The 26,424-nt window shown below is 73.1% G+C and carries 23 protein-coding genes; 12 read left to right on the top strand and 11 right to left on the bottom strand.

Going from position 1 to position 26,424, the window contains the following annotated elements; all coding sequences use genetic code 11:
* Positions 1-18 precede the first annotated feature (18 nt).
* The 3 genes from hutH to ACZ4WH_RS02115 form a co-directional block, all read right to left on the bottom strand.
* Positions 19-1,557 (bottom strand): histidine ammonia-lyase, encoded by a 1,539-nt coding sequence (gene hutH / locus ACZ4WH_RS02125; protein ID WP_468175579.1) that lies wholly within the window; start codon positions 1,555-1,557, stop codon positions 19-21.
* Between the two features lie 88 nt (positions 1,558-1,645).
* Positions 1,646-2,788: a GGDEF domain-containing protein gene (locus ACZ4WH_RS02120; protein WP_468175469.1), complete on the bottom strand. Its 1,143-nt coding sequence runs from the start codon at positions 2,786-2,788 to the stop codon at positions 1,646-1,648.
* Positions 2,789-2,931: 143 nt separating this feature from the next.
* Complete coding sequence (locus ACZ4WH_RS02115) at positions 2,932-3,726, bottom strand: enoyl-CoA hydratase/isomerase family protein (protein WP_468175466.1); 795 nt, start codon at positions 3,724-3,726, stop codon at positions 2,932-2,934.
* Positions 3,727-3,879: 153 nt separating this feature from the next.
* Here ACZ4WH_RS02115 and ACZ4WH_RS02110 point away from each other — a divergent pair, with 153 nt between their 5' ends.
* The gene (locus tag ACZ4WH_RS02110; protein WP_468175463.1) at positions 3,880-4,533 is read left to right on the top strand and encodes a hypothetical protein; all 654 of its coding nucleotides are present in this window, start codon (positions 3,880-3,882) and stop codon (positions 4,531-4,533) included.
* Here ACZ4WH_RS02110 and ACZ4WH_RS02105 read toward each other — a convergent pair.
* The gene (locus tag ACZ4WH_RS02105) at positions 4,508-5,632 is read right to left on the bottom strand and encodes an adenylate/guanylate cyclase domain-containing protein (RefSeq protein ID WP_468175461.1); all 1,125 of its coding nucleotides are present in this window, start codon (positions 5,630-5,632) and stop codon (positions 4,508-4,510) included. The genes ACZ4WH_RS02110 and ACZ4WH_RS02105 overlap by 26 nt on opposite strands.
* 380 nt (positions 5,633-6,012) lie before the next feature.
* Positions 6,013-6,873, bottom strand: coding sequence for a biotin--[acetyl-CoA-carboxylase] ligase (locus ACZ4WH_RS02100; RefSeq protein WP_468175458.1), 861 nt, complete (start codon positions 6,871-6,873; stop codon positions 6,013-6,015).
* A gap of 110 nt (positions 6,874-6,983) precedes the next feature.
* Here ACZ4WH_RS02100 and ACZ4WH_RS02095 point away from each other — a divergent pair, with 110 nt between their 5' ends.
* The 4 genes from ACZ4WH_RS02095 to ACZ4WH_RS02080 all read left to right on the top strand — a co-directional run bounded on the left by ACZ4WH_RS02095 (position 6,984) and on the right by ACZ4WH_RS02080 (position 9,694).
* Positions 6,984-8,606: an acyl-CoA carboxylase subunit beta gene (locus ACZ4WH_RS02095; protein WP_468175455.1), complete on the top strand. Its 1,623-nt coding sequence runs from the start codon at positions 6,984-6,986 to the stop codon at positions 8,604-8,606.
* Positions 8,607-8,629: 23 nt separating this feature from the next.
* Positions 8,630-8,839 carry an acyl-CoA carboxylase epsilon subunit gene (locus tag ACZ4WH_RS02090; RefSeq protein ID WP_468175452.1) on the top strand — a complete coding sequence of 70 codons (210 nt, stop codon included), beginning with the start codon at positions 8,630-8,632 and terminating at the stop codon, positions 8,837-8,839.
* A gap of 82 nt (positions 8,840-8,921) precedes the next feature.
* The gene (gene mmpB / locus ACZ4WH_RS02085) at positions 8,922-9,050 is read left to right on the top strand and encodes a morphogenic membrane protein MmpB (protein WP_398057620.1); all 129 of its coding nucleotides are present in this window, start codon (positions 8,922-8,924) and stop codon (positions 9,048-9,050) included.
* A 32-nt stretch (positions 9,051-9,082) separates the two neighbouring features.
* Positions 9,083-9,694 (top strand): Maf family protein, encoded by a 612-nt coding sequence (locus ACZ4WH_RS02080; RefSeq protein ID WP_468175449.1) that lies wholly within the window; start codon positions 9,083-9,085, stop codon positions 9,692-9,694.
* Here the strand turns inward: ACZ4WH_RS02080 and ACZ4WH_RS02075 are convergent.
* The gene (locus tag ACZ4WH_RS02075) at positions 9,672-10,241 is read right to left on the bottom strand and encodes a hypothetical protein (protein WP_468175446.1); all 570 of its coding nucleotides are present in this window, start codon (positions 10,239-10,241) and stop codon (positions 9,672-9,674) included. The genes ACZ4WH_RS02080 and ACZ4WH_RS02075 overlap by 23 nt on opposite strands.
* Positions 10,242-10,619: 378 nt before the next feature.
* Between ACZ4WH_RS02075 and ACZ4WH_RS02070 the strand changes: the two genes are divergently transcribed.
* Complete coding sequence (locus ACZ4WH_RS02070) at positions 10,620-12,392, top strand: acetyl/propionyl/methylcrotonyl-CoA carboxylase subunit alpha (protein ID WP_468175443.1); 1,773 nt, start codon at positions 10,620-10,622, stop codon at positions 12,390-12,392.
* A gap of 451 nt (positions 12,393-12,843) precedes the next feature.
* Here ACZ4WH_RS02070 and ACZ4WH_RS02065 read toward each other — a convergent pair whose 3' ends face one another.
* Both ACZ4WH_RS02065 and ACZ4WH_RS02060 read right to left on the bottom strand, forming a co-directional pair.
* A complete protein-coding gene (locus ACZ4WH_RS02065) occupies positions 12,844-13,788 on the bottom strand; it encodes a DeoR/GlpR family DNA-binding transcription regulator (RefSeq protein WP_468175440.1) in 945 nt (314 codons plus the stop codon).
* A 166-nt stretch (positions 13,789-13,954) separates the two neighbouring features.
* Positions 13,955-15,403 carry an NAD(P)H-quinone dehydrogenase gene (locus ACZ4WH_RS02060; RefSeq protein ID WP_468175437.1) on the bottom strand — a complete coding sequence of 483 codons (1,449 nt, stop codon included), beginning with the start codon at positions 15,401-15,403 and terminating at the stop codon, positions 13,955-13,957.
* A 96-nt stretch (positions 15,404-15,499) separates the two neighbouring features.
* On the opposite strand from ACZ4WH_RS02060, the gene ACZ4WH_RS02055 reads away from it, so the two are divergent.
* The 3 genes from ACZ4WH_RS02055 to ACZ4WH_RS02045 all read left to right on the top strand — a co-directional run bounded on the left by ACZ4WH_RS02055 (position 15,500) and on the right by ACZ4WH_RS02045 (position 19,534).
* A complete protein-coding gene (locus tag ACZ4WH_RS02055; protein WP_014674593.1) occupies positions 15,500-15,937 on the top strand; it encodes a gamma-glutamylcyclotransferase family protein in 438 nt (145 codons plus the stop codon).
* 124 nt (positions 15,938-16,061) lie between these two features.
* Positions 16,062-16,886 carry a purine-nucleoside phosphorylase gene (locus tag ACZ4WH_RS02050; RefSeq protein ID WP_014674592.1) on the top strand — a complete coding sequence of 275 codons (825 nt, stop codon included), beginning with the start codon at positions 16,062-16,064 and terminating at the stop codon, positions 16,884-16,886.
* Positions 16,887-17,902: 1,016 nt separating this feature from the next.
* Positions 17,903-19,534, top strand: coding sequence for a phospho-sugar mutase (locus ACZ4WH_RS02045; RefSeq protein ID WP_468175433.1), 1,632 nt, complete (start codon positions 17,903-17,905; stop codon positions 19,532-19,534).
* A gap of 24 nt (positions 19,535-19,558) precedes the next feature.
* Here the strand turns inward: ACZ4WH_RS02045 and ACZ4WH_RS02040 are convergent, their stop codons facing one another.
* Entirely contained in the window at positions 19,559-21,199 is a 1,641-nt protein-coding gene (locus tag ACZ4WH_RS02040; protein WP_468175430.1) for a hypothetical protein, read from the bottom strand.
* A gap of 406 nt (positions 21,200-21,605) precedes the next feature.
* The gene (locus ACZ4WH_RS02035; protein ID WP_468175427.1) at positions 21,606-22,307 is read right to left on the bottom strand and encodes a PH domain-containing protein; all 702 of its coding nucleotides are present in this window, start codon (positions 22,305-22,307) and stop codon (positions 21,606-21,608) included.
* A gap of 192 nt (positions 22,308-22,499) precedes the next feature.
* On the opposite strand from ACZ4WH_RS02035, the gene deoC reads away from it, so the two are divergent.
* From deoC to ACZ4WH_RS02020, 3 genes are read left to right on the top strand one after another with little or no spacing between them, the layout of a single operon-like run.
* A complete protein-coding gene (deoC, locus tag ACZ4WH_RS02030) occupies positions 22,500-23,459 on the top strand; it encodes a deoxyribose-phosphate aldolase (RefSeq protein WP_468175576.1) in 960 nt (319 codons plus the stop codon).
* Between the two features lie 5 nt (positions 23,460-23,464).
* Positions 23,465-24,901, top strand: coding sequence for an aldehyde dehydrogenase family protein (locus tag ACZ4WH_RS02025; RefSeq protein ID WP_468175424.1), 1,437 nt, complete (start codon positions 23,465-23,467; stop codon positions 24,899-24,901).
* Positions 24,894-25,778 carry an aldehyde dehydrogenase family protein gene (locus ACZ4WH_RS02020; protein ID WP_468175421.1) on the top strand — a complete coding sequence of 295 codons (885 nt, stop codon included), beginning with the start codon at positions 24,894-24,896 and terminating at the stop codon, positions 25,776-25,778. The genes ACZ4WH_RS02025 and ACZ4WH_RS02020 overlap by 8 nt, the downstream gene beginning before the upstream one ends.
* Positions 25,779-25,902: 124 nt before the next feature.
* Here ACZ4WH_RS02020 and ACZ4WH_RS02015 read toward each other — a convergent pair whose 3' ends face one another.
* A complete protein-coding gene (locus ACZ4WH_RS02015; protein ID WP_468175418.1) occupies positions 25,903-26,304 on the bottom strand; it encodes a hypothetical protein in 402 nt (133 codons plus the stop codon).
* Positions 26,305-26,424: the final 120 nt, after the last annotated feature.

Below are 26,424 nucleotides of genomic sequence, written 5' to 3'. Positions count from 1 at the left end.
GCCGGGGCCCCCGCGCGTTCACTGGAGCGGGCCGGTGACCTTCTCCACGGCCGCCACCAGGTCACCGCAGCGCACGAAGGCGTCGGCGGCGGCCAGGTCGGGCGCGAGGAACCGGTCCGGACCGGGGCCCTGCACACCCGCCGCCCGTACGGCCTCGATGACCGCCTGGGAGGCGGGCGCCGGGGTGAGGCCCTCGCGCAGCTCGATGGCGCGGGTGGCCGCGTACAGCTCGATGGCGATGACCCGGGTGAGGTTGTCCACGGCGGTGCGCAGCTTGCGCGCGGCCGACCAGCCCATGGAGACGTGGTCCTCCTGCATGGCGGAGGACGGGATGGAGTCCGCGGAGGCCGGTACGGCGAGCCGCTTCAGCTCGCTGACCAGGGCCGCCTGCGTGTACTGGGCGATCATCAGGCCGGAGTCCACGCCGGCGTCGTCGGCGAGGAACGGCGGCAGGCCGTGGCTGCGGTTCTTGTCCAGCAGCCGGTCGGTGCGGCGCTCGGCGATGGAGCCGAGGTCGGCGGCGGCGATGGCGAGGAAGTCCAGGACGTAGGCCACCGGAGCGCCGTGGAAGTTGCCGTTCGACTCCACCCGTCCGTCGGGCAGGACGACGGGGTTGTCGACGGCGGAGGCCAGCTCCCGCTCGGCGACCAGGCGGGCGTGCGCCATCGTGTCGCGGCCGGCGCCGGCGACCTGCGGGGCGCAGCGCACCGAGTAGGCGTCCTGGACGCGCGGGGCGTCGTCCTGGTGGTGCCCGGTGAGCTGCGAACCCTTCAGCACCGCGAGCATGTTGGCCGCGGAGGCGCCCTGCCCGGGGTGCGGGCGGATGGCGTGCAGCTCGGGGGCCAGCACCTTGTCCGTGCCGAGCAGCGCCTCCAGAGTGAGGGCGGCGGTGACGTCGGCGGACTTGTACAGGGTGTCCAGGTCGGCGAGGGCCATGACCAGCATGCCGAGCATGCCGTCGGTGCCGTTGAGGAGGGCGAGGCCCTCCTTCTCGCGCAGCTCGACGGGGGCGATCCCGTGCTCGGCGAGCAGCTCACCGGCGGGCCGGACGGAGCCGTCGGGACCCTCCGCGTCCCCTTCTCCCATGAGGGTGAGGGCGCAGTGGGACAGCGGGGCCAGGTCGCCGGAGCAGCCGAGGGAGCCGTACTCGTGCACGACCGGGGTGATCCCGGCGTTCAGGACGTCGGCCATGGTCTGCGCGACCTCGGGCCGCACACCGGTGTGCCCGGAGCAGACGGTCTTCAGGCGCAGGAACATCAGGGCGCGTACGACCTCACGCTCCACGCGCGGGCCCATCCCGGCGGCGTGCGAGCGGACGATGTTGCGCTGGAGCTGGGCACGCAGTTCCTGGCTGATGTGCCGGGTCGCCAGGGCGCCGAAGCCGGTGGAGACGCCGTAGACCGGGTCCGGCTTGGCCGCGAGCGCGTCCACGATCTCCCGGGCCGCCGCGAGGGCCGCCACCGCCTCCGCCGACAGCTCGATGCGGGCACCGCCGCGCGCCACGGCGAGAACGTCGGACGCCGTGACCCCGGAGGTCCCCACCACCACAGTGTGCATATCCATATTCAGGAGCGTACGCATTGAATGCCCTGGTGTCACTAGTGGGGACCGGGAGCGACCCTTACCGCGCGGTGTGGGCTTCGCCTCACGGCCGGCGCCCGCGGAACCGGCGCCGCTCGGCCCGCGAGGGCGGCGGCTCGTCGGCCAGCCGTACGACCGGATCGTCCGGCCCCTCCCGCCCGGCCACCACCGGCCGGTCCAGGCGCAGCGCCTTCGCCCGGTACTGAGCGGCGTCCGCGAGCCGGAACAGCCGGCGCGCGTCCCGCACCTCCCCGATCGCGTCCTCGGTCGAGGCGACCCCGCAGGCGACCCCCTCCCCCAGCTCCAGTCCCCCGGCCCGCCGGCACAGCTCGTCGGCCGCCTTCACCACGTCGTCGGCCGGCGGCCCGACCGCGAGCAGACAGAACTCGTCCCCGCCGAGCCGTGCGGCCAGCGCGCCCGGCACCATCGCGCCGCACAGCGACAGCACCGAGCCGAAGCGTTCGAGGAGGCGGTCGCCGACGGCGTGCCCGAGGGAGTCGTTGACCCGTTTGAGCCCGTTGAGATCGCAGACGACCAGGCTCACGACCACACCCTCCGCCCGGTGCCGCTCGACGGCCTCCTCCAGGCGTACGTCCACGGCACGGCGGTTGGCGAGGCCGGTGAGGGCGTCGGTGAACGCGAGCCGGCGTGCCTCCTCCAGCCGCTCGGTCTGCGCGATGCCCGCGGCGACGACTGCGGCGAGGACGGTCGCGAAGTCGGCGTCGGCCCGCGCGAAGAGGGACTCGCCGACCGCCCGCGCCACATACAGCTCGCCCCAGGCCCGGCCGTGCAGGACGACGGGGGCGACGACGCAGCAGCCGCGACCGCGGCGGCGCAGGGCGGCGACGCGCTGGTGGAAGTAGCCGGGGGTGCCTTTCGCCGTGCCCGCGGCCGTCTCCACCCAGGCGTTGGGACCACCGCCGCCGGCCCACCGCTCGTGCAGGAACTCGGTGATCTCCGGGAACTGGTGGACCGGGTAGGTCTCGGACTCGGGGAAGTCCTCCTCGTCCGGGGCGCGCTCGCCCACGTTCACGAGGACGCGGAGCCGGCCCAGTTCCCGTTCCCACACCGACAGCGCGGCGAAGCTGCCGTCCAGCGCGTGGCAGGCGCCGAGGGCGGCGGCCTGCCAGCACTCCCGCGGGGTGTGCGCCGCCGCCATGCCCTGCGCCAGCGCCACGACTGCGGCTAGCCGCTTGTCCTCACCCATTACTCCAGGTTAGGGAGGAATACGGTGTTTCGGGGTGTTGGTGCGGCGATCAGGTGGAATGTTCGGCTACCGGCTCGGGACCGCTGCCGGTGCGGGCGCGCTGTGACCGGTCGGGCGGCTCCCCGCGCCCCTTCGGGGTGCTCCTACTCACCCGGCCACCGCGGCTCGCGCTTCTCGTTGAACGCCGCCACTCCCTCCGCCCGGTCACCCGAGAACGCCACCGAGCGCCAGGCCGCGTCCTCGACCTCCAGCCCGGCCCGCAGGTCCAGCCCGTGCCCCAACCGCAGCGCCCGCTTCGCCGCCCGCAGCCCCACCGGCGAGTTCCCGGCGATCCGCTCGGCGAGCGCCAGGGCCTCCTCGCGGTCCCGGCCGGGCTCCACCAGCCGGTCCACCAGCCCCAGCTCGGCCGCCTCCGCCGCCTCCACCCGCCGCGCCGAGAAGATCAGCTCGGCCGCGCGCGCCGCGCCGATCCGCCGGGGCAGCAGCTGGGTGCCGCCACCGCCCGGGATCACGCCCACGGACACCTCCGGCAGCCCCACCACGGCCGTACGGTCGGCCACGATCAGGTCGCAGGACAGGGCCAGCTCGAACCCGCCGCCCAGCGCGAAACCGTGCACCGCCGCGATCGTCGGCATCGGCAGCTCCAGCACCCCGGTGTACGCCCCCCGCGCCACCGGCCGCTGCCGTACGAGGTCGGCGTCCGTGAAGGAGTTCCGCTCCTTCAGGTCCGCCCCCACGCAGAACGCGCGTTCGTGCGACGAGGTCAGGACGACCACCCGGGCGTCCCGGTCGGCGGCGAGCGCGGCGCACGCGCCCGTGAGGGAGCGGGCCATCTCCGTGGAGACCGCGTTCATGGCCTTGGGCCGGTCCAGCACCAGCTCCGCGACGTGCCCGTGCCGCCGCACCAGCACGAACTCCCCGAACCGCTCCTCGCTCATGACACCCTCCGGTTAACGCGGGTTAACTGACCGTCGGCCCGATCATCGCAGCCGTCTCCCGTCCCGTGAAGTCCGGGGGGCTACACCCGTTCGAGTGACATCCCGGCCTTCTCCCCGCACACCGCCCACACAAGCGCATAGCGTGCGGGACCCATGACACCGATACCTGCACGCTCCGGCGCGGAGCGGGAACGCGCGCCGGAGCGTACGCCGGGAGTACGGCGCGGCCGGCACCGCAAGCCCCGCCCGCGCAAGGTGCTGCTCGCCGCCGGCGGTCTCGCGCTGGCCGCGGGCGTGCTCACCCTGGTCCGGGCCGCCCCGGACTCGGGAGTCGGCGCGCCGGGCACGGCGGAGGCCGAGCCCCGGCTCGGCCCGGGCGGCGGGCCCACGGACCGCTCCGCCGACACCGCGGCCACCATCGCCGCCGCCCCCACCGCACTGCCCTCGGCGACCTCCGCCATGGGCGGCAGGAGCCTCGCGCCGACGCCCACCGGGTCCCCGGTCCGTACGGCACCGGGTCCGGGCACGGTCACGGCACCGCCCGGCGACACCGCCGTACCGACCGCTCTCCCGAGCGGCACCCCGGGCACGCCCGGCGGTACACCCCGGCCGCCCGCGCCGACGGCGTCCGCCCCGCGCCCGGCCCCGGCGACCTCCGCCCCGACCACGGCCCCCACGCCGAGCCGCGGCCCGGCGGAGCCCCGTCCGGGCGGGGTCTGCGTGCCGGTGATCGGGCTGTGCGTGGACGTACTCGGCGGCCGGGACGGCCGGCGACCGGCGGCTACGACTGCCCGTCGCGGCGCGTGAGCAGCCACGGCTCGACCACGCCGAGCCCACGCACCGGGCGCTGCCACATCGGCTGGAGCGCGAAGCGGTACGTCGGCGGGTCCTCGCCCTCCTTCTCGGCCGCCGCCGCGGCCTCCGCCGCCTCCGCCTCCGAGGCGGGTGCCTCGCCGCTGCGGATCAGCTCCTCGGCGAACGCGCTGTCCACGAGGACGGCGTCGCGCGGCGCTATGGAGGTCAGCCGGGAGGCCAGGTTCACCGTCGTACCGAACACATCGCCCATCCGGGTGGTCACCGTGCCGAACGCCATGCCGACCCGAAGCTCGGGCATCGTCTCGTCGTTCGCCAGCGTCTCCACCAGCCGCAGCGCGATGTCCGCGGCGACACCGGCGTCGTCCGCCGCGTACAGCACCTCGTCGCCGAGGGTCTTGATGAGCCGGCCGCCGCGCGCCGCCACCAGGTCGGCGGCGGTCGTCTCGAACGCCTCGACCAGCTCGCCCAGCTCCTCCTCCTCCATGCGGCGGGTGAGCCGGGTGAAGCCGACGAGGTCGGCGAAGCCGACGGCGAGCCGACGGTCGACCATCTCCTCGTCGTCGGCGGTCTGGACGACCCGGCCGGCCGAGGCGGCGAGCTGGCGCCGCCAGACGTAGACGAGGAACTCCTCCAGCTCGGGCAGGAGCAGCTCGACGATCGGGTACGTCACCTCGGTGCGGGTCATCCCCGGCTCCGGGGGCTCGGTCAGGCCCTCCAGGAAAGAGTCGATCTGCCATTCCGCCAACCGGGCGGTGGTCTGCCCGGTGGACCGGGCCACCTGCACCGCCATGGCCTCGCTCAGCAGTCCCGCCTCCACCAGGCCGGCGAGGCGGCGCAGGGCCAGCACGTCGGCCTCGGTGAGGGCCTTGGCCTGGCCTATGTCCGCGAAGCCCATCGCCCGCCAGAACCGGGACGCCAGCTCCATGGAGACGCCGGCGCTGCGGGCGGCCTGGAACGGGGTGTAGCGGCGCTCGGCGCCCAGGATGAGCTGTTCGAGGCGCAGGGCCAGCGGGTCGTCGCCGGTGTCGGGGGCGTGGGGGTCCACCCGGCCGTCCCCGCCAGCGCCGGAGCCCGTGTCGTCGACGGTCACGCCTGCTGCCCTTCCGATCTGCCGCGGTCAGGTATCGACCGGCCTCAACTCTACGGCAGGTGTGCGCCAGCTCACTCCGTTGGGTTGGGCCGACGGGTCACTTCCCGGCACCGGGTACCTGGACCGGCGTCGATGCCGAGGCAACCGGGGGCTGCGCCCCCAGACCCCCGCATCGGCGCAGGTCCGGGGGCGGACCCGCCGTAGCCGACCACGCGTCCGTCGTGGCCGCTCGCGCAGTTCCCCGCGCCCCTTCGGGGCGCTGCCCACCGCCGCAGCCTGCGGGCAGTCGTGCCGCTTGGGGCGGCACGGGTGGGCGCAGGCGGCACCCCGCCAGCGCGGGCAAGCGACCCCACCCCCGGCCGGCTCCAGCAGAGGGCGCCTCAGGCCAACCGCAAGTGGACGATGTCCCCCGCCCCCACCGGCTCCTGGACACCCTCATCCGTCGCGATGATCAACCGCCCGTCCCCGTCCAGCGCCACCGCTTCGCCCACCACCGAACGGTCGCCCGGCAGCTCCGCCCGCACGACTCGCCCGAGGGTCGCGCAGCCCGCGGTGTACGTCTCCTGGAGTCCGCACGCCGACGGATCACCCCCCGCGGCCCGCCAGCGCCCGTACCAGTCCTCCAGCGACCGCAGCACCGCCCGCAGCAGCGGGTCCCGGTCCGTGCCCAGCGCCCCGGCGAGGGCGAGCGAGCCCGCCTGCGGGACCGGCAGCTCGTCCGCCCTGAGCGTGACGTTGATGCCGACGCCGATGACGACGCCGTCGTCGCCGGCCCGCTCGGCGAGGATGCCCCCGGCCTTGCGTTCCTCCCCGCCCACGGTCACCAGCAGGTCGTTCGGCCACTTGAGTGCCGTGTCGACGCCCGCCGCCCGGGACAGCCCGGTCGCCACCGCCACGCCCGTCAGCAGCGGCAGCCACCCCCAGCGGGCCACCGGCACCTCGGCGGGCTTGAGCAGGACGGAGAAGAACAGGCCCGACCGCGGCGGAGCCGTCCAGCGGCGGTCCAGCCGGCCCCGGCCCGCCGTCTGCTCCTCCGCCACCAGGACCGCCCCCTCGTCGGCGTCCCCGGCGGCGGCCCGCGCGGCCAGGTCGGAGTTGGTGGAGCCGGTCCGCTGCACCACCTCGATGTCGCAGTACAGGCTTCCCTCCCGGATCAGTCCGCGCCGCAGCGCCGCGGCGTTCAGGGGCGGACGGTCCAGGTCGGACCAGCGGCTCTCGTCTGATGGATTCTGCGGCGTCATGCAAGCCACCCTAGGTGTGGTAAACGACGCACTGCTGATCCGTAGGCCCAGCACTACGCTACGGATGAGTAACCGTCCCCCCTTTTGAGCAGGCAGGGAGCCGCATCCCGATGTCCGAGCCGGAAGAGCGTCACGAGATCCAAGAGATCGACATCCACACGACCGCGGGGAAGCTCGCGGATCTCCAGCGCCGCATCCACGAGGCGACGCACGCCGGCTCGGAGCGCGCCGTCGAGAAGCAGCACGCCAAGGGCAAGCTGACGGCCCGTGAGCGGATCGAGCTGCTGCTCGACGAGGGGTCGTTCGTCGAGCTGGACGAGTTCGCCCGGCACCGGTCGACCAACTTCGGGCTGGAGAGGAACCGCCCGTACGGGGACGGCGTCGTCACCGGCTACGGCACGGTCGACGGCCGCCCGGTCGCGGTCTTCTCGCAGGACTTCACCGTCTTCGGCGGCGCCCTCGGCGAGGTCTACGGCCAGAAGATCGTCAAGGTCATGGACTTCGCCCTGAAGACCGGCTGCCCGGTCATCGGGATCAACGACTCCGGCGGCGCCCGCATCCAGGAAGGTGTCGCCTCCCTGGGGGCGTACGGGGAGATCTTCCGGCGCAACACCCACGCCAGCGGTGTCATCCCGCAGATCTCGCTCGTCGTCGGCCCCTGCGCGGGCGGCGCGGTCTACTCCCCGGCCATCACCGACTTCACGGTCATGGTCGACCAGACCTCGCACATGTTCATCACCGGCCCTGACGTCATCAAGACCGTCACCGGCGAGGACGTCGGCTTCGAGGAGCTGGGCGGCGCCCGCACCCACAACACCGCCTCCGGTGTGGCCCACCACATGGCCGGGGACGAGAAGGACGCCATCGAGTACGTCAAGCAGCTGCTGTCGTACCTGCCGTCCAACAACCTCTCCGAGCCCCCGGTCTTCCCGGAGGAGGCGGACCTCTCCCTCAGCGACGAGGACCGCGAGCTGGACACCGTCGTACCGGACAGCGCCAACCAGCCGTACGACATGCACACGGTGATCGAACACGTCCTGGACGACGCCGAGTTCTTCGAGACGCAGGCCCTGTTCGCGCCGAACATCCTCACCGGGTTCGGGCGGGTCGAGGGCCACCCGGTCGGTGTCGTCGCCAACCAGCCGATGCAGTTCGCCGGCTGCCTCGACATCACGGCGAGCGAGAAGGCCGCCCGTTTCGTGCGGACCTGCGACGCCTTCAACATCCCCGTCCTGACCTTCGTGGACGTGCCGGGCTTCCTGCCGGGCGTCGACCAGGAGCACGACGGCATCATCCGGCGCGGCGCCAAGCTGATCTACGCCTACGCCGAGGCCACGGTCCCGCTGATCACCGTCATCACCCGCAAGGCCTTCGGCGGCGCCTACGACGTCATGGGCTCCAAGCACCTGGGCGCCGACCTCAACCTGGCCTGGCCCACCGCCCAGATCGCCGTCATGGGCGCCCAGGGCGCGGTCAACATCCTGCACCGCCGCACGATCGCCGAGGCCGAGGCGAGCGGGGAGAACCCCGAAGAAGCGGCGGTGGTGCGCGCCCGGCTGATCCAGGAGTACGAGGACGCCCTCCTCAACCCCTACGTCGCGGCCGAGCGGGGCTACGTCGACGCGGTGATCATGCCGTCCGACACCCGCGCGCACATCGTCCGCGGGCTGCGTCAGCTGCGCACCAAGCGGGAATCCCTGCCTCCGAAGAAGCACGGCAACATCCCCCTCTAGGCCCGCGGACCCTGGGAGCGGTCATGAACATCAAGGTCGTACGAGGCAACCCGACCCCGGAGGAGCTGGCCGCCGCCCTGGCGGTGGTCCGCGCCCGCGCCGCGGCGGCAGCGGCGACGCCGTCCGGCGCGGAGGCCCCGAGGGACGCGTGGTCCGACCCGTCGAGGATCGCGGCGGCCCGAGTCCCGGCTCCGGGCCCGACGTCCTGGACCCGCACGTACTGGCCGAGCTGAGGCATTCCAGGAACCAGACCGGGCGCGAACTTGAGTACCCCTACTCAGGCGCCCTCCCCGGCCGAAGCCCCACGCTGGTGGAATGCTGTGGTCAGACCCGGAGAACGAGCCGCCGAAGGACCTGCGCGACGCGCAGGACATGCTTCGGCGGCTCGGTCTTCTCGTGGCCCTGGCCATGGTGCTGTTCATGATCGTCAGTGGCCTGAGGTGAGCCGCGCAGCGCTCCCTGACTAACCTGGCCGCATGACTGCCAAACGCCGCAGGCGACTCGTGCTCGCCTCCCAGTCCCCCGCCCGGCTGGGCCTGCTCCGGCAGGCCGGCCTCGCCCCCGAGGTGATCGTGAGCGGCGTCGACGAGGACGCCGTCACCGCGCCCACCCCGGCGGAGCTGGCGCTCGCCCTGGCCGAGGCCAAGGCGAGCGTCGTCGCGGCGAAGCCGGGGGTGCAGGGCGCCCTGGTGATCGGCTGCGACTCGGTGCTGGAGCTGGACGGGCAGGCGCTCGGCAAGCCGGCCGACGCCGAGGAGGCCACCGCCCGCTGGAAGGCCATGCGCGGGCGGGCCGGAGTGCTCCAGACGGGGCACTGTGTGTGGGACACGGAGGCGAAGCGGTACGTGTCGGCGACCGCCTCCACCGTCGTCCGGTTCGGTGAGCCCAGCGACGAGGAGATCGCCGCCTACGTGGCCTCCGGGGAGCCGCTGCACGTCGCCGGCGCGTTCACCCTGGACGGCCGTTCGGCCCCGTTCATCGAGGGCATCGACGGCGACCACGGCAATGTGATCGGCATCAGCCTGCCCCTGGTCCGCAAGCTCCTCGCCGAACTGGGCGTGGGCATCACGGAGCTGTGGGCACCGTAGAGGTGATCTGGGCGGGGACGGAGTCCTGCGGCTCGTCGTCCCCGTCCTGGGGCTCGTCCGTACGGCTCACCGGCGCGCCCGCGCCGGCGGGCGCCGCGCCCGGTTCCGCCCGCGCGGCGGGACCGGCGCCCTCGCCCGGCGTGCCGCCGGGTGCCGCGCTCTCCGGGCCGCCCGCACGGTCGTACGTCATCAGGAGCAGCACGATCAGCCCGAGTACGACCACCATGAACAGGAACGCCGTCCAGCCGACCAGGCCCCAGGCGAACGCGCCGAGCAGGCCGTGCACCACGGCCGCGCTGATCAGCAGGACGCGGCCGAGGCCGGCCGGGGCCCGGTCACGTATCGCGACCAGCGCGGCCACCAGCGCGCACAGCGCGAAGTAGAGGCCGAAGACGACTCCGCCGATCTTCGAGGACATCGACATGACGTCCGGGTCGAGGCCGGCCAGGGACATGTCCTGCCGGTCGACGACCACTCCGAGGAACCAGTTCAGCGCGGCGATGAAGACGGCCTCCGCCAGGAGGACGACCGCCACGACCCCTGCCACCGGTCTGCGCACCACCGGTCCCACCCACTCTCACACCAGCAGCCTGTTACCCCAGGTACGTTCAAGACAGCGCGAACGCTACTAACGGGTAAACCCAGGGACAAGGGTTCGGGCGGCAGCAAAGAATCATTGGGCCATTCGTAGGGACTCGACAAAGAATCCGAGTGGGCCGCAGCACGCCCTCACAGAGACCTTGGCCACATAGCAGGGCTAGGGTTTTCCGAAGGAGTCCTGCGTACCGAGGTGCGACATGGGCTTTCGCGGGTCGAGCGAGCCTCGTATCACGCTCCGTGTGGGCAAGCTCACCACTGGGGACGGGTCGAAGTGCCGTGTCGGCAGTCCCTAAACTCGGCTTGTTTCAAGGAGGGAGCCTCAATCGTGCGCAAGGTGCTCATCGCCAACCGTGGCGAAATCGCTGTCCGCGTGGCCCGGGCCTGCCGGGACGCCGGGATCGCGAGCGTGGCCGTCTACGCCGACCCGGACCGGGACGCTCTGCATGTCCGCGCCGCGGATGAGGCGTTCGCCCTGGGCGGTGACACCCCGGCCACCAGTTACCTGGTCATCGACAAGATCCTGAACGCGGCGCGGGAGTCCGGCGCGGACGCCGTCCATCCGGGGTACGGCTTCCTCTCGGAGAACGCCGAGTTCGCGCAGGCCGTCCTGGACGCCGGCCTGATCTGGATCGGCCCGCCGCCGCAGGCGATCCGCGATCTGGGTGACAAGGTCGCCGCCCGGCACATCGCCCAGCGCGCCGGCGCGCCGCTGGTCGCCGGTACGCCCGATCCGGTGAGCGGCGCCGAGGAGGTCGTGGCCTTCGCCCGCGAGCACGGCCTGCCGATCGCCATCAAGGCCGCCTTCGGTGGCGGTGGCCGGGGCCTGAAGGTGGCCCGCACCCTCGAAGAGGTCCCCGAGCTGTACGACTCCGCGGTGCGCGAGGCGGTCGCCGCCTTCGGCCGCGGCGAGTGCTTCGTCGAGCGCTACCTGGACCGCCCGCGCCACGTGGAGACCCAGTGCCTGGCCGACAAGCACGGCAACGTGGTCGTGGTCTCCACCCGTGACTGCTCCCTCCAGCGCCGCCACCAGAAGCTGGTGGAGGAGGCCCCGGCGCCGTTCCTGTCCGAGGAGCAGGTCGCCGAGCTGTACCGCGCGTCCAAGGCCATCCTGAAGGAGGCCGGCTACGAGGGTGCCGGCACCTGTGAGTTCCTGGTCGGCCAGGACGGCACGATCTCCTTCCTGGAGGTCAACACCCGCCTCCAGGTCGAGCACCCGGTGACCGAGGAGGTCGCCGGCATCGACCTGGTCCGCGAGATGTTCCGCATCGCCGACGGCGAGGAGCTGGGGTACGGCGACCCGGTGCTGCGCGGTCACTCGTTCGAGTTCCGTATCAACGGCGAGGACCCGGGCCGCAACTTCCTCCCGGCCCCCGGTACGGTCACCCGGTTCGACGCGCCGTCCGGCCCCGGCGTCCGCCTGGACGCGGGCGTGGAGTCCGGCTCGGTCATCGGCCCGGCCTGGGACTCGCTGCTCGCCAAGCTGATCGTGACCGGCCGTACCCGCAAGGAGGCCCTGGAGCGGGCCGCCCGCGCGCTGGACGAGTTCCAGGTCGAGGGCATGGCCACCGCGATCCCGTTCCACCGCGCGGTCGTCAGGGACCCGGCGTTCGCTCCCGAGCTGACCGGCTCCACGGAGCCCTTCACGGTCCACACCCGGTGGATCGAGACCGAGTTCGTCAACGAGATCAAGCCGTTCGCCGCGCCCGCCGACGCGGAGGCGGAGGAGGAGCTGGGCCGCGAGACGGTCGTCGTCGAGGTCGGCGGCAAGCGCCTGGAGGTCTCGCTGCCCTCGTCGCTGGGCATGAGCCTGGCCCGTACGGGCCTCGCGGCCGGCGCCAAGCCGAAGCGCCGCGCGGCGAAGAAGTCCGGCCCGGTCGCCTCGGGCGACACCCTCGCCTCGCCGATGCAGGGCACGATCGTGAAGATCGCCGTCGAGGAGGGCCAGGAGGTGAAGGAGGGCGACCTGGTCGTCGTCCTGGAGGCCATGAAGATGGAACAGCCCCTGAACGCCCACAAGGCGGGCACCATCAAGGGCCTGACCGCCGAGGTCGGCGCGTCCATCACGTCGGGCGCGGCGATCTGCGAGATCAAGGACTGACCCCGCCCCCGGCATCACCCCACGCCCGGCGAACCGGCCGCCCCGGTCCGCCGGGCGTGGCGTTTTCCCGCCGTCGCCCCGCTCGGGAAGCCGTCGTCCCGCTCGGGAAGGGGCAGGGCCTACCCGCCCGCATGCGTCCGGGTGGGTGAGCCAGTGGCCCGTCTCCTGGGAGGCGGGTGACCGACGGAACGATTCACCGTCGGGTGGGTGGGAGGCCGGACCCATGACCGGCTGCCAGGGGCCGCCTGCCGGGGAGACTCCCCTGTGCGGCCCCCACGATCGCCTTCGCGTCGCAGCGCCTGCCGTCCGTCAGCGCCACGCACGCACCCCGTGCGGCACGGCACCGCTGACAGTGCACGGGCCGCTGGGCCGTGTTAGGGCTTCTGGGGCTCCGTCGGCACCAGGGTCTTTCGTTGGGATCAGGCGAGCCCGGCATGATCCAAACGGAGCCCTAGCGGCGGCGCAGGTCGGCGACGCGCCCCCGGTCGGTGCCTGTCGGGTCGGCCAGGCCCGCGGTGGAGCGCAGGGCGGACGAGCCCGGTACGTGGCCCCGGCGCGGTCCCGGCAGGGGAGCGCGGCGGCCCGCCGGGACCTGGTCACCCCCCGGGTTCCCGCTCGCCCCCGCGACGGCGATCTGCACGCCCTGGTCGGCCAGGGCCTGCAACTCCGTGGCGGCGCGGTCGTCGTGGGCGGGCGGCTCGTCGGTGACCAGCCGGGTGATGAGGTCCGTCGGCACGGTCTGGAACATCGTGTCGGTGCCGAGCTTGGTGTGGTCGGCGAGGACCACGACCTCCGCGGCGGCCTGGACGAGGGCCCGGTCGACGGACGCCGAGAGCATGTTGGACGTGGACAGGCCGCGCTCGGCCGTCAGACCGCTTCCGGAGAGGAAGGCCTTGGAGACCCGCAGCCCCTGGAGGGACTGCTCGGCGCCGGAGCCGACGAGGGCGTAGTTGGAGCCGCGCAGGGTGCCTCCGGTCATCACGACCTCCACCCGGTTGGCGTGGGCCAGCGCCTGGGCCACCAGGAGGGAGTTGGTGACGACCGTCAGGCCCGGCACGCGCGCGAGCCGGCGGGCCAGCTCCTGCGTGGTCGTACCGGCCCCGACCACGATCGCCTCGCCTTCTTCGACGAGGCCCGCCGCGAGGTCGGCGATGGCCGTCTTCTCGGCGGTCGCGAGATGGGATTTCTGCGGAAAGCCGGACTCTCGCGTGAACCCGCCCGGCAGTACCGCACCGCCGTGCCGGCGGTCGAGGAGTCCTTCTGCCTCCAGTGCCCGCACGTCCCGCCGTACGGTCACTTCGGAGGTCTGGACGACGCGGGCGAGCTCACGGAGCGACACGGCACCGTTCGCTCGCACCATTTCAAGGATCAATTGGCGACGTTCAGCAGCGAACACGAAACTGACAGTAACCCCAGCGACCGTCTGCTTTCAGCAGTTTGCGCTGAATAACAGAAGTTGTTCGCATGGTGGCGCGGGAAGTGATATAGGCCCCGCCCGTCCCGACTATGCCGACCGCACACGCCACAACACCCCCTGACCAGGGAGAAGTCGGCCGGGGCCGTCAGGCCTCCGCGCTCGCCTTGCGGGTGTGCAGCTGCCGGGCGACCTCCGCGATCGACCCCGAAAGGGAGGGGTACACCGTGAACGCGTTCGCGATCTGTTCGACCGTCAGATTGTTGTCGACGGCGATCGAGATGGGGTGGATCAGTTCCGAGGCGCGGGGCGCCACCACCACGCCGCCGACGACGATCCCGGTGCCCGGCCGGCAGAAGATCTTCACGAAACCGTCCCGGATGCCCTGCATCTTGGCGCGCGGGTTGCGCAGGAGCGGGAGCTTGACGACCCTCGCGTCGATCTTGCCCGCGTCGACGTCGGCCTGGGTGTAGCCGACGGTGGCGATCTCGGGGTCCGTGAAGACGTTGGACGACACCGTCTTCAGGTTCAGCGGGGCCACCGCGTCGCCGAGGAAGTGGTACATGGCGATACGTCCCTGCATGGCGGCGACGGACGCGAGGGCGAAGACGCCGGTCACGTCACCGGCCGCGTAGACACCGGGAGCGGTCGTCCGGGACACCTTGTCGGTCCAGATGTGACCCGACTCGCGCAGCTTGACGCCGGCCTCCTCCAGGCCGAGGCCCGCGCTGTTCGGGATGGCGCCGACGGCCATCAGACAGTGCGTGCCGGTGATGACCCGGCCGTCGGCCAGCGTCACCTCGACCCGGTCGCCGACGCGCTTGGCGGACTGCGCGCGGGAGCGGGCCATGACGTTCATGCCGCGGCGCCGGAAGACGTCCTCCAGCACGACGGCGGCGTCCGGGTCCTCGCCGGGCAGCACGCGGTCGCGGGACGAGACCAGCGTGACCTTCGACCCCAGGGCCTGGTAGGCGCCGGCGAACTCGGCACCGGTCACACCCGACCCGACCACGATCAGCTCTTCCGGCAGCTCGGTGAGGTCGTAGACCTGGGTCCAGTTGAGGATGCGCTCGCCGTCGGGCCGGGCGTCGGGCAGCTCGCGCGGGTGACCGCCGGTGGCGATGAGGACAGCGTCGGCGGTGAGGGTCTCCTCGGTGCCGTCGGCGGCGGTGACGACGACCTTCCGGGACCCGTCCAGGGCCTGCATGCCGTCCAGCCGGCCGCGCCCGCGCATGACCCGGGCGCCGGCGCGGGTGACGGAGGCGGTGATGTCGTGGGACTGCGCGAGGGCCAGCCGCTTCACCCGGCGGTTGACCTTGCCGAGGTCCACGCCGACCACCCGGGCCGCCTGCTCCAGCGGCGGGGTGTCGTCGGCGACGATGATCCCCAGCTCCTCGTACGAGGAGTCGAAGGTGGTCATCACCTCGGCCGTAGCGATAAGGGTCTTCGACGGCACGCAGTCGGTCAGCACCGACGCTCCGCCCAGACCGTCGCAGTCGACGACGGTCACCTCCGCGCCGAGCTGAGCGGCCACCAGCGCCGCTTCGTATCCGCCGGGTCCGCCACCGATGATCACGATCCGAGTCACGTACTCCATTGTCCCGCACGCTTCAAGGTGCTACTGCCCGGGGGCGCCACCGGGTCACTCGCGGGACGCCCGGGGCCCGCGGTGCGCCTGCCGTACCCTCTCTCCATGTCGCTCTATGCCGCGTACGCCGGCAACCTCGACGCGCGCCTGATGTCCCGCCGCGCCCCGCACTCCCCGCTGCGCGCCACCGGCTGGCTGAACGGCTGGCGGCTGACCTTCGGCGGCGAGCAGCTGGGCTGGGAGGGCGCGCTGGCGACGATCGTCGAGGACCCGCTGGCCGAGGTCTTCGTCGGCCTGTACGACATCGCACCCATGGACGAGGAGTCGCTCGACCGGTGGGAGGGCGTGGGCCTCGACATCTACCGCCGGGTACGCGTGCGCGTGCACACCCTGGACGGTGAGGAACCGGCCTGGGCGTACGTCCTCAACGCGTACGAGGGCGGGCTGCCGTCGGCGCGCTATCTGGGCGAGATCGCCGACGCGGCCGAGTCGGCGGGGGCTCCGCACGACTATGTGATGGAACTCCGCAAGCGCCCCTGCTGAGCCGCGCGCCACGGTTTTTGCTCCTGTTTTTCCGCCCGTTCGTCGAAAACGACAAGACAACGAAGGCAAACCCGTGGGCTCTGTCATCTACGCGCGTAGGCGAAGACCGGTTACCCTCGTCGGCGTGAACGCATCTCTTCTTCCGGACGACATCCAGGGCGACCCCTACGCCGCCGCCGACGCCGCCGCCGCGCGCCTGCGCGCCCTCACGGGCGCCGAGACCCACGACGTCGCCCTCGTGATGGGCTCCGGCTGGGCTCCGGCCGTCGACGCCCTGGGCGCGCCCGACGCCGAGTTCCAGGTCACCGAGCTGCCCGGCTTCCCGCCGCCGGCCGTCGAGGGCCACGGGGGCAAGATCCGCTCGTACTCCTTCGGTGACAAGCGGGCCCTGGTCTTCCTGGGCCGTACCCACTACTACGAGGGCCGCGGGGTGGCCGCCGTCGCGCACGGCGTCCGTACGGCCGTCGCGGCGGGCTGCAAGACGATCGTGCTGACCAACGGCTGCGGCGGTCTGCGTGAGGGCATGCGCCCCGGCCAGCCGGTGCTGATCAGCGACCACATCAACCTGACGGCGACGTCCCCGATCGTCGGCGCCAACTTCGTCGACCTGACGGACCTGTACTCGCCGCGCCTGCGCGCCCTGTGCAAGGAGATCGACCCCACGCTGGAGGAGGGCGTCTACGCCCAGTTCCCCGGCCCGCACTACGAGACCCCGGCCGAGATCCGCATGGCCCGCGTCATCGGCGCGGACCTGGTCGGCATGTCCACGGTCCTGGAGGCCATCGCCGCCCGCGAGGCCGGCGCCGAGGTGCTCGGCATCTCCCTGGTCACCAACCTGGCCGCGGGCATGACCGGCGAACCCCTCAACCACGAGGAGGTCCTCCAGGCCGGCCGCGACTCGGCAGCCCGCATGGGCGAACTGCTGGCACGGGTACTGGGCAGGATCTGAGAAAACACCGCGCTCGTACCGAGCGGGGCGCTGCGCTGAGCTTTGAGCGGGGCAGCACGGCGGCTGGCTTTGAGCGGGGGCGGTACGGCGGCCGGCTTTGAGCGGGGCGCTGGGCTCCGGCTGAGCGGGGACGGTACGGCGGCCGGCTTCGAGTGAGCGCGGTGCTGCGGCCGGCTTTGGGCGGGACGGTGCGCTCGACTCTCGGCGGGGCGCTCGACTCGATTCTGGGCGGGGCGCTGGGCTCACTTTGGGCGGGCGCTGGGCTCCGGCATTGACCGGGGGTACGGCGGCCGGCTTCGAGCGGGCGCGGTGCTGCGGGCGGCTTTGCGCCGGGCGCTGGACTCGGCTCTGAGCGGGGCGCTCGGCTCGGCTCTGGGCGGGGCGCTGGGCTCCGGCATTGAGCGTCGCCGGTACGGCGGCCGGCTTTGAGGGGGCGCCGGGCTCGACTCTGGGCGGGGCGCTCGGCTCGGCTTTGAGCGGGCGCTGGGCTCCGGCATTGACCGGGGGTACGGCGGCCGGCTTCGAGCGGGCGCGGTGCTGCGGCCGGCTTTGGGCGGGGCGGTGCGCTCGACTCTGGGCGGGGCGCTCGGCTCGGCTTTGAGCGGGGCCCTGGGCTCGGCTCTGGGCGGGAGCGGTGTCGCGGGCAGCTTTGAGGCGGGCGGTACTGCGGCGTGGCTCTGAGTGGCGGCGGTGCGGCGCCCGGCTGCCGGTGGGGCGCCGTGCTGCCGGTGACCCGGTATGGCGTGGTGCTGCGAGCAGCCACGAGCGGCTTGCTGTTCGGCCGACGGCTCGCAGCGGGCGCGGTACTGCCGGCGGCCGTGCGCGGTGCGTGGCCCCGAGCGGCGCGCGATGCTGCAAGCTCCCTTCCATGCCGTGGTCGGCTCCCAGGGGGCGTCGGCGGCCGGCCGTTCGTCCGCCTTCAGCCGACCGAGTCGGGTGGGGGTGGGCGAAGGACAGGGGTCCGGGGGCGGAGCCCCCAGTTGGACCAGGCAAACACAGGAGAGGTTGATCCCAAGGTGCACGACGATCTCATCGCCCGGGCCAAGGCCTGGCTCGCCGAGGACCCGGACCGGGAGACCCGCGACGAACTGGCCGAGCTGATCGACGCCGGCGACGTCGAGGAACTGTCGGCCCGTTTCTCCGGCACACTCCAGTTCGGCACCGCCGGCCTGCGAGGCGAGCTGGGCGCCGGCCCCATGCGCATGAACCGCGGCGTCGTCATCCGCGCCGCCGCCGGCCTCGCCGCGTACCTGAAGAAGAACGGCCACCCCGGCGGACTCGTCGTCATCGGCTACGACGCCCGCCACAAGTCCGCCGACTTCGCCCGGGACACCGCCGCCGTGATGACCGGCGCCGGCCTGCGCGCGGCCGTACTCCCCCGCCCGCTGCCCACCCCCGTCCTGGCCTTCGCCATAAGGCACCTGGGCGCGGTCGCGGGCGTGGAGGTCACCGCCAGCCACAACCCGCCCCGCGACAACGGCTACAAGGTCTACCTCGGCGACGGCTCCCAGATCGTGCCGCCCGCCGACGCGGAGATCGCCGCCGAGATCGACGCGATCGCCTCCCTGCACGACGTACCGCGCCCGGAGAGCGGCTGGGAAACCCTGGACGAGTCGGTCCTGGACGCCTACCTCGCCCGCACGGACGCCGTACTGGACCCCGCCTCCCCCCGCACCGCCCGCACGGTCTACACGGCGATGCACGGCGTCGGCCGGGACGTCCTGCTGGCCGCCTTCGCCCGCGCCGGCTTCCCCGAGCCGGTGCTGGTCGCCGAGCAGGCCGACCCGGACCCGGACTTCCCGACGGTCGCCTTCCCGAACCCGGAGGAGCCGGGCGCGATGGACCTGGCGTTCGCGCGGGCCCGCGCCACCGACCCGGACCTGGTGATCGCCAACGACCCCGACGCGGACCGCTGCGCGGTGGCCGTGAAGGACGGCGGCGACTGGCGGATGCTGCGCGGCGACGAGGTCGGCGCCCTGCTCGCCGCCCACCTCGTCCGCCGCGGCGCCCAGGGCACCTTCGCGGAGTCGATCGTCTCCTCCTCCCTGCTCGGCCGGATCGCCGAGAAGGCGGGGCTGCCGTACGAGGAGACCCTGACCGGCTTCAAGTGGATCGCCCGCGTCGAGGGCCTGCGCTACGGCTACGAGGAGGCCCTCGGCTACTGCGTGGACCCGGAGGGCGTGCGCGACAAGGACGGCATCACCGCCGCGCTGCTGATCACCGAGCTGGCGTCCGTGCTGAAGGAGGAGGGCCGTACCCTCCTCGACCTGCTCGACGACCTCGCCGTGGAGCACGGCCTGCACGCCACCGACCAGCTGTCGGTGCGGGTGAAGGACCTCTCGCTGATCGCGGACGCGATGCGCCGCCTGCGCGAGCAGCCGCCGACCGAGCTGGCCGGCCTGCCCATCACCCGCGCCGAGGACCTGACCCGGGGCACGGAGAAGCTGCCGCCCACGGACGGCCTGCGCTACACCCTCGACGGCGCCCGGGTCATCGTCCGCCCGAGCGGCACCGAGCCGAAGCTGAAGTGCTACCTGGAGGTCGTCGTACCGGTCTCCGCGCACGCCGGCCTGCCGGCCGCCCGCACCCGCGCGACCGAGCTGCTGACGGCCGTCAAGCGTGACCTGTCGGCGGCTGCCGGCATCTGAGGCCCGGGGCCCTGCCGACCGTCCTCACGACAGGAACAGCAGGGCCGCCGTCCAGCCGGCCGCGAGCGCCAGCGCCAGGGGCCACTGCGGCCGGCCCCGGCGGCTGTCGTCGGCGGGTACGGACGGGCGCAGCCCGGGGTCGCGCCACAGCGCGGTGATCTCGCCGGCGATCCGCTCGTACGGATGCCGGAGTCCGAACCGGCGCTCCAGCCACGGCCAGCGGGGTGCGGTCGCCGACCAGGGCGTGAAGGAGGCCCGCCGGCTGTCCACCTTCAGCTCGCTGCCCTTGCACGTGACGGCCCTGATCTCGTCCCAGGGGATGTGCCGGGGGCCGCGCAGCCCGTTGAACCACAGCCCCTCCCGGTCCGCCGTGATCCGCCAGGCGACCCAGTGGGGCAGCAAGAGCACCCCGGCGAACCCGACGACGGCCCCGAGCGCGAAGCGCCACCCGCCGGACTCCGCCCAGAGGAGGCCGCCGCCCCACAGCGCCAGCAGCAGCGCGCGGAGCCGGTCCAGCGGGCCCGCCCGCCACTGCCGTATGCCCGCCGGGGCCGCGCCGGCCGTCTCCCGGGCGACGGCCTCGCCGGCCGACCGGCGCAGCTCCGCGGACGCCGCCCGGCGCTTCTCCCCGGCCAGGGCCCGCCGTACCGACGCCTCGGACAACGGCCGCACGGGGCCTGACGACCGTTCCGGCACCGGCGGCGCGTCCGCCTTCTCGGCGGCCGTGACCAGCAGGATCTCGGCGCCGTCGCAGGGCACGCCGTACAGCACGGCCTCCCGCAGCGGCCCCGGCTCCTCCCGGTCGATCCGCTCCAGGAACGCGTCCAGCTCTTCCTCCTCCTGGTCGTCGGGCGTGGCGTCCTGGACCTCGGTGACGGCGACGCGGAACAGGGGACGCAGCCCGGCCGTGTCGTCGGCGGCGAGGACCTCGGTGTCGCCGTGGGCGCCCTCGCGCACGAGCACCCGGAGCACGGGCGCCGGCGCCGCGCGCAGGGCGACGGCCCGGCGGCGGCCCAGCAGCCCGGAGACGAGCGTGGTCAGCCCCTGACCCGCCACCAGCCAGGCGAGCGCGGGCAGTGCCCACGCCCCCTCGCCCGGGTCCGGGCCGTGGGCCGGGAGGACGGCGACGGCACCGAGTCCGAGCGCGAGCAGCAGTCCGCCGCAGACGATGAGGAACCGGCCGCGCGGCAGGGGCCGGTCCGCGTCCGGCGGCGGAGCGGTCATCCCGCCGGCCGCCTCCCGGGCCCGCTCCCGCTGCCGGCGCCGCCACACCAGCCGCAGTACGGCCACCGCCCAGACCGACGCCAGGACGATCACGGCGACCGGCCACAGCCTCCCGGGCCGCAGCACGACCAGCAGCACCGCCAGCACGGGCGCCGACACCGGCACGATCTCCGGGCGCGCGCACAGCCACAGCCCGTGCAGCGCCAGCAGGGCCGCCGCCCACGGGCGCCATCCGGCGGGCAGCGCCAGCAGTCCCGTGATCCCCGCGGCGGCGGCAGCAGCCGCCAGCAGGTGCCCGGTCCGCGAGGGCAGCGGCACCCAGCGCGGCGGCACGGCGCCGAGCCAGCGGCGGACGTGCTCACCGCTCCAGGAGGGGCAGTCGGCGGGCACGGCGGAAACGGGCAACGACGACGGCAACGGCCGTCCGGGGGGCGTACTCATCACATTCCAGACACTCGACAGCGGCGAACGGTTGGGCCCCGCGGCTGCCGGCCACCACGACGGCCACCCGCCGCCGGGACGGCCGCGCCGAACGTCCCGGCCCCGGCTGTGAGCAGCCCGGGCGCCACCGTGAAAAAGCCGAGCCGCCCGGCCGGCAGGTCGCCGGGCCCGGGAACACGCCCCTCAGCCCCAAGATCGAAGAACACCGGGACCACCCTCGGTCACAGCGCCGGACCGCCACTCACCCGCACCCACGCCGGCACCGAGACCCGCCGTCTCCCAGAGCGGCGGACCTCCCGAGCCCCCGCTGCACACCCATGAGCACACCCCCGGCACCGAGAAGCACCCCGTCAGCCTGCCCGGGCCCCAGCCCCCGTAAGCAATCGCAGAGGGCCCCCGACGCCCCTCAGCCCACAGCCAGCAAGATCGCCAGCAGCACCGCTCCGGCAACCGCCGGCGCGGCCACCTCGTACGCCCAGCGCACGGTGATCTCGCCCTGCGCCGACTCGGCCTCCCCGCGCCGCTCCAGGATTTCTCCCAGGTCGGCCATGATCTGGTCGCTCTCCGCGCGGGCCGGCCCGGCGTCCGCGCCGCGCAGGCTGAACCCGCCGAGGCCGAGGCCGCTCGGTGCGAGCCCCCCGCCCCTGCTGCCCGGGGTCACGCCCCGGGCCGCGTCCGCCGCCGCCCGCTGCTGCCGGCGGACCGCCTTCTTGCGGGCCCGCAGCGAGACGGGGACGGCCCACAGCTGGTACTTCGTGCCGGACTTGGCGACGACCTCGTTGGAGTAGCCGGAGCGCAGGCCGGAGATCTCGCCCCAGGGCAGGGTGATCACCCGGAACGGGTTGCGGACGCGCAGCCGGTCCTCGTTGGCGAACACCGCCGGGCGGAGCGTGAAGGCGAGCACCAGCGGCACGATCAGGATCATCCCGGCCAGCGCCAGCCACGGGGTCCGGCCATGGCCCTTGACCAGGGCGTCGAAGCCCAGCCAGAGGACGACCAGGAGCAGCAGCGCGCCGCCCACGAGCCCCAGGGGCGAGCGATAGATCCGGTCCTTGGCGGCGGGCGCCGGAGGCTGTGACGCGGGTGACGGGTGGTCCGGGGTGGTCATGGCCCCGATTCTGCACGACACCACCCGTGGTGCGGCCACGGGCCCGTGAACCGGCGCTCATCCGTGATCTCGCGCCCCGCTACAGCACGGCACGAGCACCGAGGGTGTCCCGACACGAGCACCGAGGGTGTCCCGATACGAGCACCGGGGGTGTACAGCCGCTACGCGCGTAGATATGCTCGTCTGGTGACCATGCCCACTACCGCACCCACAGCTCACGCTCTCGCTGACGTCACCGCGTCCGACAGCTCGCTGCGCCGCTTCCTCCACGGGCTGCCCGGCGTCGACGCGGTCGGCCTGGAGGCGCGCGCCGCGTCCCTCGGCACCCGTTCCATCAAGACCACCGCGAAGGCGTACGCCATCGACCTCGCCATCTCGATGGTCGACCTGACGACGCTGGAAGGCGCGGACACCCCGGGCAAGGTCCGGGCGCTCGGCGCCAAGGCGGTCCACCCCGACCCCACGGACCGTACGACCCCGACCACGGCCGCGGTCTGCGTCTACCCCGACATGGTGGCCGTCGCCAAGGAGGCCGTCGCCGGCTCCGGCGTCAAGGTCGCCTCGGTCGCCACCGCCTTCCCGGCCGGCCGCGCCGCGCTCGACGTGAAGCTGGCCGACGTCCGTGACGCCGTCGCCGCCGGCGCCGACGAGATCGACATGGTCATCGACCGGGGCGCGTTCCTCGCCGGCAAGTACCTGAAGGTGTACGACGAGATCGTCGCCGTGAAGGAGGCCTGCGGGACGAGCGCCCGCCTGAAGGTCATCTTCGAGACCGGTGAGCTGTCGACGTACGACAACATCCGCCGCGCCTCCTGGCTCGGCATGCTGGCCGGCGCCGACTTCATCAAGACGTCGACGGGCAAGGTCGCCGTCAACGCCACGCCCGCGAACACCCTCCTCATGCTGGAGGCGGTCCGCGACTTCCGGGCCCAGACCGGCGTCCAGGTCGGCGTGAAGCCCGCCGGTGGCATCCGTACCAGCAAGGACGCGATCAAGTTCCTGGTCCTGGTCAACGAGACCGCCGGCGCGGACTGGCTGGACAACCACTGGTTCCGCTTCGGCGCCTCCTCGCTCCTGAACGACCTGCTGATGCAGCGCCAGAAGCTGGCGACCGGCCGCTACTCCGGCCCCGACTACGTGACGGTGGACTGATCCCCATGGCATCCGCATTCGAGTACGCACCCGCGCCCGAGTCCCGCTCGGTCGTCGACATCGCCGCCTCGTACGGCCTGTTCATCGACGGCGAGTTCACGGAGGCCGCCGACGGCAAGGTCTTCAAGACGGTCTCGCCGTCGACCGAGGAGGTCCTCGCCGAGGTCGCCCAGGCCGGTTCCGAGGACGTCGACCGTGCCGTCAAGGCCGCCCGCAAGGCGTTCGAGAAGTGGTCCGCGCTGCCCGGCTCCGAGCGCGCCAAGTACCTGTTCCGCATCGCCCGGATCATCCAGGAGCGCAGCCGTGAGCTGGCGGTCCTGGAGACGCTGGACAACGGCAAGCCGATCAAGGAGACCCGCGACGCGGACCTCCCGCTGGTCGCCGCGCACTTCTTCTACTACGCGGGCTGGGCCGACAAGCTCGGCCACGCGGGCTTCGGCCCGGACCCCAAGCCGCTGGGCGTGGCCGGCCAGGTCATCCCGTGGAACTTCCCGCTGCTGATGCTGGCGTGGAAGATCGCCCCGGCCCTCGCGACCGGCAACACGGTCGTTCTGAAGCCCGCCGAGACCACGCCCCTGTCCGCCCTGTTCTTCGCGGACATCTGCCGCCAGGCCGGCCTGCCCAAGGGTGTCGTCAACATCCTCCCGGGCTACGGCGACACGGGCGCCGCGCTCGTCGCGCACCCGGACGTGAACAAGGTCGCCTTCACGGGCTCCACGGCCGTCGGCAAGGAGATCGCCCGCACGGTCGCCGGCACCCGCAAGAAGCTCACCCTCGAACTGGGCGGCAAGGGCGCCAACATCGTCTTCGACGACGCGCCGATCGACCAGGCCGTCGAGGGCATCGTGACCGGCATCTTCTTCAACCAGGGCCAGGTCTGCTGCGCGGGCTCCCGCCTCCTGGTCCAGGAGTCGATCCAGGACGAGCTGCTGGACTCCCTCAAGCGCCGCCTGTCCACCCTCCGCCTCGGCGACCCGCTGGACAAGAACACCGACATCGGCGCCATCAACTCCGCCGAGCAGCTGGCCCGGATCACCGCGCTGGCCACGCAGGGCGAGGCGGAGGGCGCCGAGCGCTGGTCCCCGGCCTGCGAACTCCCCTCGTCCGGCTACTGGTTCGCCCCGACGCTGTTCACGAACGTCACCCAGGCGCACACCATCGCCCGCGACGAGATCTTCGGCCCGGTGCTGTCGGTCCTCACCTTCCGTACGCCCGACGAGGCCGTCGCCAAGGCCAACAACACCCAGTACGGGCTCTCGGCCGGCATCTGGACCGAGAAGGGCTCGCGCATCCTGGCCGTCGCGAACAAGCTGCGCGCCGGTGTCGTCTGGTCCAACACGTTCAACAAGTTCGACCCGACCTCGCCGTTCGGCGGCTACAAGGAGTCGGGCTTCGGCCGCGAGGGCGGCCGCCACGGCCTGGAGGCGTACCTCGATGTCTGACCGACTCAGTGTGTTCAAGACCTACAAGCTGTACGTCGGCGGGAAGTTCCCGCGTTCCGAGAGCGGCCGGGTGTACGAGGTGCAGGACTCGAAGGGCAACTGGCTGGCCAACGCACCCCTCTCCTCCCGCAAGGACGCCCGTGACGCGGTCGTGGCCGCGCGCAAGGCGTTCGGCGGCTGGTCCGGCGCGACCGCCTACAACCGCGGCCAGGTCCTCTACCGCGTCGCGGAGATGCTGGAGGGTCGCAAGGAGCAGTTCGTCCGAGAGGTGGCCGACGCGGAGAGCCTGTCGAAGTCGAAGGCGGCGGCCGTCGTGGACGCGACGATCGACCGCTGGGTCTGGTACGCGGGCTGGACCGACAAGATCGCCCAGGTGATCGGCGGCGCCAACCCGGTCGCGGGCCCGTACTTCAATCTCTCCTCCCCCGAGCCGACCGGCGTGGTCGCCGTCCTGGCCCCGCAGGAGTCGTCCTTCCTGGGCCTGGTGTCGGTCGTGGCCCCCGTGATCGCCACCGGCAACACGGCGGTCGTGATCGCCTCCGAGAAGGCCCCGCTGCCGGCCCTGTCCCTGGGCGAGGTGCTGGCCACCTCCGACGTCCCGGGTGGTGTCGTCAACGTCCTGTCCGGCCGCACTGCGGAGATCGCGGCGCCGCTGGCCGCGCACCAGGACGTGAACGCGATCGACCTCGCGGGCGCGGACGAGGTGCTGGCGAAGGAGCTGGAGATCGCGGCGGCCGACAATCTGAAGCGGGTGCTTCGTCCACAGGCTGTGGATTACTTCGAGACTCCGGGGATCGATCGGATGACGGCGTTCCTGGAGACGAAGACGGTGTGGCATCCGACGGGGGCGCTGGGCGCGGCGGGGTCCTCTTACTGACGGGGCCCTCTCACCGACGGGGCCCTCTCACCGACGGGGTCCGGGTGGGGAACTGCTGTGATTCGCCGGCCGCGGGTTCGTGGCGGCTTGTCGCGCAGTTCCCCGCGCCCCTTTCGGGGCGCTCTCAGTGGCTCAGGGCTCCGAGGCCCTGTCCCAGCACCGGGACGCTGCCCAGTGACGGCGCCTGGGCGACGGGGCGGGTCAGCATCTGGGAGCCGACCGGCTTGAAGTCGGCCAGTTGGGTGCCCACGCCGTTGTCGAGCGGGTCCACGCCCGTGCCCGCGAGCGGGTTGGGCTTGAGTCCGGCGACCGGACCGGTCACGTAACCCACCATCCCGGTCAGGGCACGCGTACCCGCCTGCGGGTCGACGTTGCCGAGGTTCGCGGGGCGGTAGTTGAGGCCCACGCCGGGGATCGAGTCGGCGGACGCCGTCGCCGCCCCCGCGCCCAGCGCCGCTCCGGCGGTCGCGAGGACGATCAGGGCGCGCTGCGCGGCGGAGTGCTGGGAGGAGGTGTGTCGGGCCATCGCTGGTGCCACCTTCTGGTGCGCAGGGTAATGATGTCGACACGTAGGGTAGTTGAGGCGAGACTCACGCTCAAAAGCCGACCCGCGAGGTCGGCAGGGCGCCCCCCATGCGTCAAACTG

It is taken from the genome of Streptomyces sp. NPDC029138, assembly GCF_055564375.1.
Note: the sequence above shows the minus strand (reverse complement) of the source record. Positions and strands in the feature narration are given on the sequence as shown.